Annotated in this window: 8 protein-coding genes; 7 read left to right on the plus strand and 1 reads right to left on the minus strand. The window is 61.0% G+C overall.

Features of this window, described 5'->3' with window-relative positions:
- The first annotated feature begins 66 nt into the window (after positions 1 to 66).
- The 7 genes from J3A64_RS20005 (at position 67) to J3A64_RS20035 (ending at position 12,422) form a co-directional block, all read left to right on the plus strand.
- The gene (locus J3A64_RS20005) at positions 67 to 2,127 is read left to right on the plus strand and encodes a PTS mannitol transporter subunit IICBA (protein ID WP_014923083.1); all 2,061 of its coding nucleotides are present in this window, start codon (positions 67 to 69) and stop codon (positions 2,125 to 2,127) included.
- A complete protein-coding gene (locus J3A64_RS20010) occupies positions 2,127 to 3,275 on the plus strand; it encodes a mannitol-1-phosphate 5-dehydrogenase (RefSeq protein WP_011776461.1) in 1,149 nt (382 codons plus the stop codon). The genes J3A64_RS20005 and J3A64_RS20010 overlap by 1 nt, the downstream gene beginning before the upstream one ends.
- Before the next feature lie 239 nt (positions 3,276 to 3,514).
- Entirely contained in the window at positions 3,515 to 4,396 is an 882-nt protein-coding gene (locus tag J3A64_RS20015; RefSeq protein ID WP_307807214.1) for an ABC transporter substrate-binding protein, read from the plus strand.
- Positions 4,397 to 4,407: 11 nt separating this feature from the next.
- Positions 4,408 to 5,415 carry an ABC transporter permease gene (locus J3A64_RS20020; protein ID WP_210065560.1) on the plus strand — a complete coding sequence of 336 codons (1,008 nt, stop codon included), beginning with the start codon at positions 4,408 to 4,410 and terminating at the stop codon, positions 5,413 to 5,415.
- A complete protein-coding gene (locus J3A64_RS20025) occupies positions 5,408 to 6,442 on the plus strand; it encodes an iron chelate uptake ABC transporter family permease subunit (RefSeq protein ID WP_210065562.1) in 1,035 nt (344 codons plus the stop codon). Before J3A64_RS20020 ends, J3A64_RS20025 begins: the two co-directional genes overlap by 8 nt.
- A gap of 25 nt (positions 6,443 to 6,467) precedes the next feature.
- Positions 6,468 to 7,226 carry an ABC transporter ATP-binding protein gene (locus tag J3A64_RS20030; RefSeq protein WP_210065564.1) on the plus strand — a complete coding sequence of 253 codons (759 nt, stop codon included), beginning with the start codon at positions 6,468 to 6,470 and terminating at the stop codon, positions 7,224 to 7,226.
- Positions 7,227 to 7,481: 255 nt separating this feature from the next.
- On the plus strand, positions 7,482 to 12,422 hold the full coding sequence (locus tag J3A64_RS20035; RefSeq protein WP_307807215.1) for an LPXTG cell wall anchor domain-containing protein: 4,941 nt from the start codon (positions 7,482 to 7,484) through the stop codon (positions 12,420 to 12,422).
- A gap of 86 nt (positions 12,423 to 12,508) precedes the next feature.
- Here the strand turns inward: J3A64_RS20035 and cycA are convergent, their stop codons facing one another.
- On the minus strand, positions 12,509 to 13,969 hold the full coding sequence (gene cycA / locus J3A64_RS20040; RefSeq protein WP_210065568.1) for a D-serine/D-alanine/glycine transporter: 1,461 nt from the start codon (positions 13,967 to 13,969) through the stop codon (positions 12,509 to 12,511).
- Between the last annotated feature and the right edge of the window lie 48 nt (positions 13,970 to 14,017).

The following is a 14,017-nucleotide window of genomic DNA, read 5'->3' on the forward strand; positions in this document are numbered from 1 at the left end:
GGCTGTTCTCTCTCGATCTATATCGACTGACCCCGCGCCGCAGCGGGACACACGTTAGGAATTCACATGGCAACAGAGACCGTTGCGAAGCCCCGCACCAGCGTGCGCGTTGGTGTCCAAAAGTTCGGAACATTCCTGTCCGGCATGATCATGCCCAACATTGGCGCCTTCATCGCCTGGGGCCTCATCACGGCCCTGTTCATCGAGAAGGGGTACATTCCTGTGCCTGTGCTCGGTGGCTTCGGCACCAACGCCGAGGGTGTTCCCAACGTGGGCCTGGTCGGCCCGATGATCACCTACTTGCTTCCCCTGCTGATCGCCTACACGGGCGGCAAAATGGTCCATGACGTCCGAGGTGGCGTCGTCGGCGCCATCGGTACCATGGGCGTCATCGTCGGCGCCGGCATCCCGATGTTCATCGGCGCCATGATCATGGGCCCCCTCGGTGGCTGGACCATGAAGCAACTCGACCGCCTGTGGGACGGCAAGATCCGCCCTGGCTTCGAGATGCTGGTGAACAACTTCTCCGCCGGTATTTGGGGTGCGATCCTAGCCCTCCTCGGCTTCTACGGCATATCACCGCTGGTGACGGCGTTCAGCACCGGCGCAGGGAACGTGGTCCAGTTCCTCGTCAACAACGGACTCCTCCCGCTGACCAGCATCTTCATTGAGCCGGCCAAGGTCTTGTTCCTCAACAACGCCATCAACCATGGCGTGCTGACGCCGCTGGGCATCCAGCAATCGCTGGAGCAGGGCAAGTCGATGCTTTTCCTCCTCGAAGCCAACCCCGGCCCGGGCTTCGGCATCCTGCTGGCGTATATGTTCTTTGGCCGCGGCGCCGCGAAGGCTTCTGCTCCCGGTGCAGCGATCATCCATTTCCTCGGTGGCATCCATGAGATCTACTTCCCGTACGTCCTGATGAAGCCCGTCCTGATCCTCGCTGCCATTGGTGGCGGCATGGCCGGCATCGCAACCCTCGCTGTCACCAACGCAGGCCTGGTGGCGCCGGCCGCCCCCGGTTCGATCTTCGCCGTGCTCGCCCAAACGTCCCGCGATAGCTACTTGGGCGTCATTCTTTCCGTGGTCTTTGCAACCACTGCCTCCTTCCTGATCGCTTCATTGATCCTCCGTCTCTCCAAGAACAAGGGTGAGGACGACCTCTCCGCAGCTACATCCCGCATGGAGGCCATGAAGGGCAAGAAGAGCTCCGTCTCCTCGGCACTTACCGGGAACAACGCTGGCGCCCAGGCCGGTACCGTCCTCACTCGCCCCGTCCAGAACATCGTGTTCGCTTGCGACGCCGGCATGGGTTCCAGTGCCATGGGTGCCTCGGTCCTGCGCAATAAGATCAAGGCGGCCGGCTTCCCGGAGGTCAAGGTCACCAACTCGGCGATCGCCAACCTCAACGACAGCTACGATGTGGTGGTTACGCACCAGGATCTGACCGAACGCGCCCAGCCGAGGACGGCCAGCGCCGTCCACTACTCGGTGGACAACTTCATGAATAGCCCCAAGTACGACGACATTGTTGAACTGGTCCGGAGCAGCAACACTGAAGGTGCGGCTTCCGACGCAGGAACGACGGCGGAATCCACCGCCGGAGCCCAGCCCGCCGCCGCAACCTCAGTAGCCGCCGGCCACGGTGCGCATGTCGCCGAGCCGGTTGCCGCCGTCGAAGGTCAAGCCGCCGAAGGTAAAGGTGTCCTGCTCCGCGAAAGCGTGGTCCTGAACGGCACTGCAACCGACCGTGACGCAGCGATTGACGAGGCCGGAAAGCTCCTGCTGGATCGCGGTGCCGTGGATGTCAGCTACGTCCACGCCATGCACGAGCGCGAGGAATCCGTGTCCACGTACATGGGCAGCTTCCTGGCGATCCCGCACGGCACCAACGATGCCAAGGAACACATCAACCACTCGGCAGTGTCCATCATCCGCTACCCGGAGGGCATCGACTGGGGCGGCAAGCAAGTGAAGTTTGTGGTTGGCGTGGCAGGCCTCAACAATGAGCACCTCCACATCCTGTCCTCGATCGCCAAGATCTTCACCAACAAGGCACAGGTGGCCCAGTTGGAAGAGGCAACCACGGTTGATGAAGTTTTGGAGCTGTTCGGAAAGGTCAACGCATAGTGAAGGCAGTTCATTTTGGGGCAGGCAACATCGGGCGTGGCTTCGTGGGGCTGCTGCTTCACGAGGCCGGCTATGAGGTGGTGTTCGCGGATGTTGCGGACGCGCTGATCAGCCAGCTCGCCTCGGCAAGCAGCTACGACGTCCACGAGGTGGGCGAGAACCCGGCGGTCAAGACCGTTAGCGGCTTCCGTGCCTTCAATTCCGCTTCGCAGGAAGCTGCTGTTGTGGAGGAAATCTCGACGGCGGATGTGCTCACCACTGCTGTGGGGCCGCACATCCTGAAGTTCGTGGCACCGGTGATCGCCCGCGGGCTGGCCGTCCGGCCCGCGGACTTGCCACCCCTTCAGGTCATGGCCTGCGAGAACGCCATCAATGCCACGGACCTCCTCCACACGGAGATCCGGGCGGCTTGGGACGACTCCGCCGGCGACCTGGACGCCGTCGCGGTTTTTGCCAACACCGCAGTGGACCGCATCGTCCCCAACCAGGCGCCAGGCCAGGGCCTGGACGTCACTGTGGAGACGTTCTACGAGTGGGTCATCGACCGTACGCCGTTCGGTGGCAACGCCCCGAAGATTCCCGGAGCTACCTTCGTGGACGAGCTGGGGCCGTATATCGAGCGCAAGCTGTTCACGGTGAACACCGGCCATGCTTCTGCTGCGTACTTCGGCTACGCAGCCGGGCTTGAGAAGATCTCCGATGCCATGGCGGATCCGGCTGTGGCAGCGAAGGTCCGGGCGGTGCTGGAGGAAACCAAGGAACTGCTGGTGGCCAAGCACGGGTTCGAGGAGGCTGAGCAGGAAGCGTACGTGCAGAAGATCCTTTCCCGCTTCACCAACCCGCACCTGCCCGATACCGTGAACCGCGTGGGCCGGGCGCCTTTGAGGAAGCTAAGCCGGCACGAACGGTTCGTTGGTCCGGCGGCGGAGTTGGCCGAACGCGGCGTCACGCCGGCGGCATTGCTTGAGGCAATGTCTGCAGCCCTCCGTTTCGACGACGGCAACGACGACGAAGCCGTGGAACTCACCAACTTGCTGTCCGAACTGGACGCGGCTGCCGCCGTCGAACGCATCACGGAACTGACGCCGACGCACCCGCTGTTCCCGGCGTTGCAAAAGCTCGTGGAGGATCGGCAGGCTGAAGCGTAATTTCCACAACCGATTGTCATAAAGGCTCTCCGGCGGGAGAAAAACAAGTGAGTTCCGTCACTTTTGCCCGCTGGAGAGCCTTTCGGTTTTGAAGTTAGCCTCACCTTACTAATAGAGTCAACAGGCAATTAGGCAACACATCTATGACTTATTAGTGAGTGGAGTACAGGCGTGAAGAAGAGGCTGTCGAGCTACATCGGGGCACTGGCTGCAGGCGCTGCCTTGCTGACTGTTACAGCGTGTGGAGGCGGGGCAACGGCGTCTTCGCAGCCCGAGGAAGCCAGCACCATCACCATCGAGCACGCCCAGGGCTCCACGTCCAACGTTCCCGTGAACCCGGAAAAGGTTGTCACGTTCGATCTGGGCGTTCTGGACACCATGAACGCGCTCGGCGTCGACCCACCGGTGTTCCCGAAGCCAGCTACCCGGAGGCGCTCAAGAAGTTCTCCGAGACCAAGTACACCAAGGTCGGCTCCCTCAAGGAACCCGATTTCGAAGCCGTCAGCTCCGCTGCTCCGGACCTCATCATCGTCTCAGGCCGCACCGCCGGCGCCTACGAAGAACTGAGCAAGATCGCCCCCACCATCGATCTCTCCGTGGATGCGGCCAAGCCGATGGAAAGCTTCAAGGCGCAGACCGAGAAGCTCGGCAAGATCTTCAAGAAGGAAGACGAAGTCGCTTCCAAGCTCGCCGAGGTAGACAAGACCGTGGCCGACACCAAGGCCAAAGCAGCTACCGCCGGCAAGGGCCTGATCGTCCTGACCTCCGGCGGCGAAGTCACAGCGTACGGCGCGGGCTCGCGCTTCGGCATCATCCATGACGTCCTGGGCGTTCCGACGGCGGCCGACGTCAAGTCCGAGGGCTCCCACGGCGAGGCCGTTTCCTTCGAATACATCAAGGAAACCAACCCGGACATCCTCTACGTCATCAACCGCGACACTGCGATTGGCACGGCCGGCTCCACGGCCAACCCGATCCTGGACAACGAGCTCGTGAAGTCCACCAACGCCGCCAAGAACAGCAAGATCGTTAACCTGGATCCCGCAGGTTGGTACATCGTGGGCTATGGCTTGAACAACGTCCAGGCCATGGTCACCGCAGTGGCCGACTCGGTCGCTTAGCCTTCACTGAAGTGACAACCACAGCCGTGCGCCCCACGGCACCAGCAAGCCGCAACCGGACTGGCGAGACCGCCCGCCTGGTTGCGGCTGCTGCCGTTGTGTTGGTGATCGCCGTCGGCAGCATCTTCGTTGGGGTCAGTGACGTCTCACTGCCCGCGCTGTTGGCGAACGACGCCGGTGCTTGGGAAATCTTCTGGGTGTCCCGGGTGCCGCGGACCTTGGCTGTGGTCCTGGCCGGGATGGCCGTTGCCGTCGCCGGGTTGATCATGCAGCTCATGGCCCGGAACCGGTTCGTTGAGCCGTCCACAGTGGGCACCGTGGAGTCGGCCACACTCGGCATTCTGGTGGTCACAGTGCTGGCTCCGGACTCTCCAATACTCACCAAGATGCTGGTGGCGTCTGTGTTCGCTATCCTCGGCACGGCGTTGTTCCTGGCGATCCTGCGCCGACTCCCGGCCCGCAACACCCTACTCATTCCCTTGGTGGGCATCATGCTGGGCGGCGTTATTGCGGCAGTGACTACGTTCTTTGCCTATCGCTTCGACCTCCTGCAGACCCTCAGCAACTGGATGATCGGCGACTTCTCCGGCGTGCTCCGCGGACGCTATGAACTTCTGTGGATCGTGGCTGTCTTGGTGCTGGTGGGCCTCTTTGCTGCTGACCGCTTTACCGTGGCAGGCATGGGCCAGGACTTCACCACCAACCTTGGCCTGAACTACGCCCGCACCATGCGGCTCGGCCTGATGATCGTCTCGCTGATCTCCGCCGTCGTTGTCACCACTGTTGGCGCTGTTCCCTTCCTGGGACTCGTGGTCCCCAATATCGTCTCGTTGCTGTTCGGCGACAACCTCCGCCGGGCAGTTCCATGGACTGCGCTTTTTGGAGCGGCGTTCGTTCTGGTCTGCGACATCATCGGCCGGACCATCCGTTTCCCCTACGAGGTCCCCGTGGGCATGGTTATGTCTGTCCTTGGCGCCATCCTCTTCCTCTTCCTGCTCCTGAGGAAACGCAATGCCTGAAACCTCCATGCCGTCTCCATCCTTGACGCCCGTCGCTCCCGTATCCGCGCGCACTCGCTGGCGGGACGCTGTCCGAAGCACCCCTCCCGGACTGGTGATCGCCATTTTGGCACTTGCCGCCGTCGTGCTTGTTGCGGTGTTTCTGACCATCGACCTCAAGGGCAACATCGCCTACATCCTGCCGCGCCGGGCCATCAAGGTGTCCGCGATGCTGCTGGTGGCCGTGGCGGTGGGCGTGTCCACGCTGCTGTTCCAGACCGTCACGGCCAACCGGATCCTGACGCCGTCCATCATGGGCTTCGATTCCCTGTACATCCTGGTGCAGACCGCGCTGGCTTTCGTGGCCGGTGCTGCGACCCTGGCTACGGCTCCCTCCACGCTCAAGTTCGGGCTGGAGATCCTGCTGATGGTGGGGTTCAGCGCGTTCCTGTACCGGTGGATGTTCACCGGAGCCACGCGATCGCTGCATCTGCTGTTGCTCGTGGGAATTGTCCTGGGCACGTTGTTCCGCGGTTTCTCTTCGCTCCTGCAGCGGCTGATGGAGCCTAGCGAGTTCATCATCCTGCAGGACCTGTTCTTTGCCAGCTTCAACAATGTGGACCCGGGGCTCTTGGGTGTTTCCGCGCTTTTGGTCGCTGCGGTGTGCTTTGGCGTCTGGCGCATGAGGCACACCCTGGATGTCCTGGCGCTGGGCCGTGAAGTAGCCATCAACGTGGGCGTCGACCACAAGCGTGTGGTGATGCGTGTGTTGCTGGCATGCTCGCTGCTGGTGGCGATTTCCACTGCGCTGGTGGGTCCTGTGACGTTCTTCGGGCTCCTGGTGGTCAGCCTCGGCTATCAGCTCTGCCGTGGATTCCGGCACGCCTGGTTGCTGCCGATCGTGGTCCTCATTGGTGCGATCGCACTGGTGGGTGGCCAGCTGCTGCTGGAACGCGTATTCGGGTTCGCCACGGCTCTGAGCGTGATCATTGAATTCACCGGCGGCATTCTCTTCCTTTACCTGTTGCTGAAAGGCTCGCTGAAATGACCGCTAAGATGAGCGGAATCCGCCCATGATTACCGTCCGGAACCTCACCAAGCGCTACGGCGGCACCACCGTACTGGACGATGTCAGCTGCGAGATTCCCCGTGGCGGCATCACGTCCATCATCGGCCCCAACGGTGCGGGCAAATCCACACTGCTTTCGTTGGTCAGCCGCCTCCAGCCCATGGACGCCGGGAGAATTTCCGTAGCCGGGCTGGATGTGGCCGCGACACCCAGCAAAGAATTGGCCAAGACCATGGCCATCCTTCGGCAGGAAAACCACCTGACCATGCGGCTCACGGTCCGCGACCTCGTGGCGTTTGGGCGCTTCCCGCACAGCGGCGGCCGCCCGACGATCGAGGACTTGGAGCATGTGGACGAGGCCATCCGGCAGCTGGACCTCACATCCATGGCGGACAAGTTCGTGGACGAGCTCTCCGGCGGGCAGCGACAACGTGCCTATATTGCCATGGTCCTGGCGCAAGACACTGAATACCTGTTGCTCGACGAGCCGCTCAACAACCTGGACATGAAGCACTCAGTGGAAATGATGCGGCTGCTGCGGCGCCTGGCTGACGAACTCGGAAAGACCGTTGTGCTGGTGGTCCACGACATTAACTTTGCGTCCTGCTACTCGGACACCATCCTGGCCATGAAGAACGGCAGGCTCATCCACCAAGGCGCACCCTCGGACATCATGCGCGCCGGGATGCTGTACGACGTCTACGACATCGATATCCGCATCGAGGAAATCGACGGCAACCGCATTGGTGTCTACTTCGCCTGATCGTTTACGGCTCAAGGGTTTATCAACAGTTCTCACTGACTGAAATTGCGCTCCGTCACGTTTGCGGAACCCTGCCCACTACTTAGAGGAAGGAGAGCGAACGCTCACTTTCTACCCCTAACCGCCCCGTTCTGTGCACCCAGTCTTGTGCACGCCGGCGGCGCCACCCGGGACTAAGCGAAGGAGCAGTGGATGTTTGCATTACCGTCATGGGGCCGTTCCGGCCGTCGCGGCCGTCGGGAAAGGAGTCCCGACGTGAGCGCGGGTCCCCTGCGCAAAGCCCGGAAAAAAACCCTTGCGGCAAGGAATTCTGCCCTGCGTTTGCCGGCAGCAATGCTTGCCATAGGAGTCACTGCGGGTTCACTCATGCTGGGCGTCTCCCCGGCCATGGCAGCCGCCGGTGATTTCACCATCACGCTCTCCGCCCCCGAAACGGTCCCGCTGAGCCAGAACTACAACTACACCGCCACCGTTGATTTCAGCGGCGTTGATTCGTCCAATCCGGCAACCGGCGTAGCCATGACCACAACACTTCCGGAAGGTACCACCTTCGCGGGTCTCCCCCTTGGTGCCTCTTCGCCAGTGCTGAACCATAGCTACGATCCCGCTACCCGGGTATTGAGCATGACCCTCGACGAAACCACCGAGGACCTGGTCAGCGTTGTGTACACGGTGTCGCAGGTGGACAACGAGCACAAATACGAGGGCTTTCCGCTGACCACGGAGATGACCGGTACCGGCGGCCCCAGCGGCCAAGTAGCATCCGGGCCGGTCACCTCACTAGTCACGGGTCCGCATGATTACCGGGCGCAAAAGATTGCCACCACTATTACTGGCTCCACGCATCGCGAGGTGACGTACAGGTTCAACGTGTGCTCGGAGGAAAGCTACATGAGTTTCTCCGCCTTTGCTCAGAAACTCTCGGACGTCTTCCCCGCGGGCGCAGAATTCGCCTCTGCCTCAACGGGCGTTGGTCAATGGGACACGAGTGCATGGCCCGCAGCCACCTGGACCAACGACGAACGCTATGACCATACCGGATACTGCCTGGACCGGAGCGGAACCGGCATTTGGCTTACCGTACGGTACCCGGACCATGTTGCCGGCTGGGAGGACGGTCAGCAGCCTCCCGTCAACACGGTGACGTTGGAGACCACGGACGCCAACGGTGTGGTTCGAGCCGGCACCCCCGCCTCTGCGCAGGGCCCTGCTTTCAGCCCCAGCGGTGGCGTAACTGCGGCTATTGAAAAATCGTCAGGAGGACAGACCTCGGCTGGCATGATAGCCAGAAGCACATACGTCAATGCCTCCTACCTCGGACCCCGGAACAGCCCGGAGGCCGACGACCTCGTTGTCACCGATAGCGGCGCAGCCGGTAGCAGTTCTGAGGGGTGGTATCACCACAACGATGTCACTGGAATCAACGTGGCCTTCAGCCCGGTGCTGTCCACGGAGAATCTCCCTTACACCTTTGAGTACCAGACTGATTTCTCAGATGCGTGGCAGACCTTCATTCCTGCAAATCCAACAACCAACACAGCATTGGCGTTGACCGTGCAGAACACCGGTTCAAGCGGCTGGGAATCTTTCAACGGTAACAACACGCTCGATCTGCCGGTCGGCTCCGTTCTGACAGGGTGGCGAATCTCCGTTGCACCCGGCGGCGAAACAGTTCGGGTGAGCTCGGAGGTTCGGGTCACAGTAGGAAGTGTGCCGGTCTTCCGCGATATCACCGCTGGTGTGCTCGCGGCGAACAGCCCTGCGGGTATTGCGCCAGGACCAGTGAACAACACCGCCACGCTCAAGGCAGGCGACCTGACAGGAGAGGCGTCCGATACCTTTACCCCTCTGGATTCTGTGTACCTGACCACCAACGTCTCTGCTCCTTCGGTCCTGAGCGTGGGTGATGCAGGCACCATCAGGGCCGGCATCGTGAACCAAAACCCCTCGGAAACCTACAAGGATGCCGCGATGTCTGTGGTGCTTCCCTGCGGCGTTCAGTACGACCCCACCAAGACCATCACGCCGGTTACGGACCTTGCTGTGGGAGTGGAGCCCATCCCGACTATCGGCAACGGGGTGACGGTGGATTCCACCTCTCGGGTCACGGACGCAGACGGTTGTGAACTGCAGGTGGTTACCTTGACCTACGATCAGATCAGCCCGATGCGGGACCCCAAGGAATCTTCAGACCGCCGGGTTGAAAACACAGGATGGCAGTACGACATTCCGGTGACGATCCTTGCCAAGGCTTACCACCCCGGCTCCTCCTCCGTCCAAGTCGAGTCCTATGCCTACACATCAGACCCGCGTTTCGTCGGAGTTGCTGATGGCGGCAAGGCCGAGCAGACGGTGGCGATGACGGGCTACGGTGCCTTCTTCGGCGAAGACATCTACAACTTCGATGCTGCACGGTCGAGTGTCGCCAAGGCTACTGGCCGTGTGTCGCTTAACATCGCCGGTGGTTTGCTGCTCGATAAGTTGTCCAGTTCCTCGGCAACTGGTCCCTGGTCCTTGGCAACCACCGTTGACAGGAACGCATACTGGCAGGTTTACGTCAGCAACGTCCTGCCAAACCCGGTTACCGGTACCACCTTCTTTGACCGTTTGCCGGCAGTAGCAACAGGCGACGACTTCGACGTCGTCCTTGCAGGTGCAGTAACGGGCGCACCAGTTGGAGCGAAGATCGAATACTCCACCGACGCCACAGATGCCACCTCGGGTAGCTGGTCCACTGATCCGGTCAACGCCACTGCGTTCCGGATGTTCGTTGACGCCTTGGCTTCCGGCGATGACTTCACCTTGGTGGTTCCTACCAAGGTGACGGGCGATCCCAGCTTCGGACAGAAGGCCACCAATGTCCTCGTGGCAGCGGGAACCTACAACGGGGAACCAGTACAGTTCGCTACTAACCAGGCTGCTGTGAATGTTACTGGTGCTCCTGGCTTGGGAATCGTGAAGAAGACCAACGGAAAAGCCTACTCGTCAGCTCCCGGTGCAATCGTCACCAACGGTTCGGACGTGACATGGACCTACGAGGTAACCAACACAGGCAGGACGCCGCTCTCAAATGTGGCAGTTTCCGATGAATATTCGGCAGGGGACGGCAGCACTGGCACGTTGGTTCCCACGTCGAGTGATACAGGCGCACTGGCACCCGGCGAAACCCGGGTCTTCACCGCTCATGGCACCGCCGTGACAGGTCAGTACCACAACACAGCTACCGCAACGGCCACGGCCACCGACGCAGAAGGAACCCCGCTGGCCCAGCAGCCCGCACCAGCTACCGCTGAGTCTTGGTACCGTACCGGCGAAGCCGGGTTGTCTGTTGTGAAGACGACTAATGGTGAGGATGTTGAGGCTGCTCCGGGTCCGCAGTTGGTTCCTGGCAGTGATGTGAAGTGGGGGTACACGGTGACCAACACCGGGAACGTTGCGTTGAAGGATGTTCTGGTTGTTGATAAGGACAGTGCCGGCAAGGAGGTGTTCTCGGAGACGGTTCCTTTGTTGGCTCCGGGGGATTCTGTTGAGTTGTCGGCTCAGGGTAAGGCTGTTGAGGGTCAGTACAAGAACACTGTGCGGGCTTCGGCGGCTGATCCCAATGGTGGTCCTGATCTGAGTGCTTCGGATGATTCGTTCTACTTCGGTGTTGTTACCAGGTTGTCTGTTGTGAAGACGACTAATGGTGAGGATGTTGAGGCTGCTCCGGGTCCGCAGTTGGTTCCTGGCAGTGATGTGAAGTGGGGGTACACGGTGACCAACACCGGGAACGTTGCGTTGAAGGATGTTCTGGTTGTTGATAAGGACAGTGCCGGCAAGGAGGTGTTCTCGGAGACGGTTCCTTCGTTGGCTCCGGGGGATTCTGTTGAGTTGTCGGCTCAGGGTAAGGCTGTTGAGGGTCAGTACAAGAACACTGTGCGGGCTTCGGCGGCTGATCCCAATGGTGGTCCTGATCTGAGTGCTTCGGATGATTCGTTCTACTTCGGTGTTGTTACCAGGTTGTCTGTTGTGAAGACGACTAATGATGAGGATGTTGAGGCTGCTCCGGGTCCGCAGTTGGTTCCTGGCAGTGATGTGAAGTGGGCGTACACGGTGACCAACACCGGGAACGTTGCGTTGAAGGATGTTCTGGTTGTTGATAAGGACAGTGCCGGCAAGGAGGTGTTCTCGGAGACGGTTCCTTCGTTGGCTCCGGGGGATTCTGTTGAGTTGTCGGCTCAGGGTAAGGCTGTTGAGGGTCAGTACAAGAACACTGTGCGGGCTTCGGCGGCTGATCCCAATGGTGGTCCTGATCTGAGTGCTTCGGATGATTCGTTCTACTTCGGTGTTGTTACCGGGTTGTCTGTTGTGAAGACGACTAATGATGAGGATGTTGAGGCTGCTCCGGGTCCGCAGCTGGTTCCTGGCAGTGATGTGAAGTGGGCGTACACGGTGACCAACACCGGGAACGTTGCGTTGAAGGATGTTCTGGTTGTTGATAAGGACAGTGCCGGCAAGGAGGTGTTCTCGGAGACGGTTCCTTCGTTGGCTCCGGGGGATTCTGTTGAGTTGTCGGCTCAGGGTAAGGCTGTTGAGGGTCAGTACAAGAACACTGTGCGGGCTTCGGCGGCTGATCCCAATGGTGGTCCTGACCTGAGTGCTTCGGATGATTCGTTCTACTTCGGCGCAGTGCCTGGTTTGACGGTGGAAAAGCTCGTCTCCACCAGCCAGGACGGGCCGTGGGGCGAGACTGAGACCATCAGTTCCGGTGACACCGTCTACTGGAAGATCAGCGTGGCCAACACAGGCAATACGGTGCTTACGGATGTCCGCTTCGATGACCCTGCCTTGGGAGACATTGAGCCGGTAGCCACCCTCGCGCCGGGTGAGACGGCCAGCCGTGTCATCGCCCAGGCCAACGTCACCACGTCCTACCTCAACGTTGTGGTGGTCACCGCCACGGCACCTGGTGGGAAAGCTCCCTCAGGAAGTGATTCAAGTGAGGTGAATGTTCAGCCCGTAGCCGCTGATCCTCCCGCCGCGACGGATCCTCCCGCCGCGACGGATCCTCCCGCCGCGACGGATCCTCCCGCCGCGACGGAAAAGCTGCCTGAAACGGGCGCAACCGGTCTTGTCGTCGCACTCTGGGGCGCAGTAGCGCTCTTGATAGCTGGAGGCGTGGCAGTGATTGCCGGCCGCCGACGTAAGAGGGCGTAGCTCACTCCGCGCTAAGGAAAGTCAAAAGCCCGACGTCGGCACCCCAAAGCTGGGTGCCGACGTCGGGCTTTACTTGTTTCCGAGAGTTAGCGCGCTGCCGCGGTTTCGGCTTCTGCCATCGCCTTCCACTCGGCCACGCGGGCCTGATGCAGAGGCGACCTGCGGACAACCGCGTAGGCGACGCCAAGAATGGCGAACCAGATGGGCGTCACCAGCAGTGCGGTGAGAGTGTCCGGCTGTGTGGTCAGCGCCCAGACGAGGAACGCGAAGAACGCGAATACCACCCACACCATGGGGATACCGCCGGGCATCTTGAACGGCGACGCCGCGTGCTGTTCGGGCCGGCGTTTGCGGTACACGAGGTAGCTGGCCAGGATGATGGACCAGACGAACATGAAGCAGACCGCGGACACGGTGGTCACCATGTCGAATGCCACGCCAACGTCCTTGCCTGCGTACAGGAGAGCGACGCCGGCCAGCAGCAGGACGCAGGAAAGGAACAGTGCGTTCTGGGGTACCTTGCGGCTGGAGAGCCTGCCGAAGAGCTTGGGTGCGTCGCCGTCGTTGGCCAGGCCGTAGACCATGCGGGACGTCGAGTAGATGCCTGAGTTGGCAGACGACATGGCCGAGGTGAGAACTACGAGGTTGACCACCGTAGCCGCCATTCCAAGGCCGGCCAGGGAGAACATGGCAATGAACGGGCTCTGGCCTGCCTTGAACTCGGTCCACGGGGTGACGGACATGAGGATGATCAGGGCGCCTACGTAGAAAAGCATGACGCGCAGGGGGATTGCGTTGATGGCGCGAGGAAGATTGTGCTCCGGGTTCTTGGTTTCGGCAGCGGCGGTTCCTACCAGCTCGATGCCCACGAACGCGAACACGGCAATCTGGAAACCGGCTACGAAGCCCATGAATTCCTTGGGGAAGAAGCCGCCGTGGTTCCAGAGGTTGGTGAAGCTAGCGGTTCCTGCGTTGGACTGGAACCCGGTGAAGATCATCACCAGGCCCACCACGATCAGCGCCACGATGGCGATGATCTTGATCAATGCGAACCAGAACTCGGTTTCGCCGAAGGCTTTGACCGTGGGGAGGTTCAGGAGGAGCAGGATGATGATGGTGGCCAGGCCCGGGATCCAGAGCTGGATTCCCGGCCAGAGTTCGTTGGCGTATCCCGCGATCGCGATGACGTCCGCCACGCCGGTGACTACCCAGCAGAACCAGTAGGTCCAGCCGGTGAAGAAGCCCGCCCAGGGGCCAAGGAGGTCTCCTGCGAAGTCGCTGAAGGACTTGTAGTTCAGGTTGGAGAGCAGCAGCTGGCCCATGGCGCGCATGACGAAGAAGAGCATGAAGCCGATGATCATGTACACGAAGATCACGGAGGGGCCGGCGACGGAGATGGTTTTGCCCGAGCCCATGAAGAGGCCGGTTCCAATGGCGCCGCCGATGGCCAGGAGCTGGATGTGGCGGTTGCTGAGCGAGCGTGACAGGTGGGGCTCGGTGTCCCTGCTGGAGACGTGGAGCTTCCCCTGTGTTGTCTGGTCGGACATTAGTTCAAGAACCCTTCGAAGGATCCGCCACAATGGTGACGGCCGTTA

Source organism: Pseudarthrobacter sp. PvP004 (genome assembly GCF_017876035.1).
In the GTDB taxonomy this organism is placed as follows: Bacteria; Actinomycetota; Actinomycetes; order Actinomycetales; family Micrococcaceae; genus Arthrobacter; species Arthrobacter aurescens_A.

Excerpts from the sequence above, each read along its gene's own strand:
- J3A64_RS20030 (WP_210065564.1), top strand. The coding sequence starts at position 6,468 with ATGATTACCGTCCGGAACCTCACCAAGCGCTACGGCGGCACCACCGTA.
- J3A64_RS20005 (WP_014923083.1), top strand. The coding sequence starts at position 67 with ATGGCAACAGAGACCGTTGCGAAGCCCCGCACCAGCGTGCGCGTTGGT.
- cycA (WP_210065568.1), bottom strand. The coding sequence starts at position 13,969 with ATGTCCGACCAGACAACACAGGGGAAGCTCCACGTCTCCAGCAGGGAC.
- J3A64_RS20025 (WP_210065562.1), top strand. The coding sequence starts at position 5,408 with ATGCCTGAAACCTCCATGCCGTCTCCATCCTTGACGCCCGTCGCTCCC.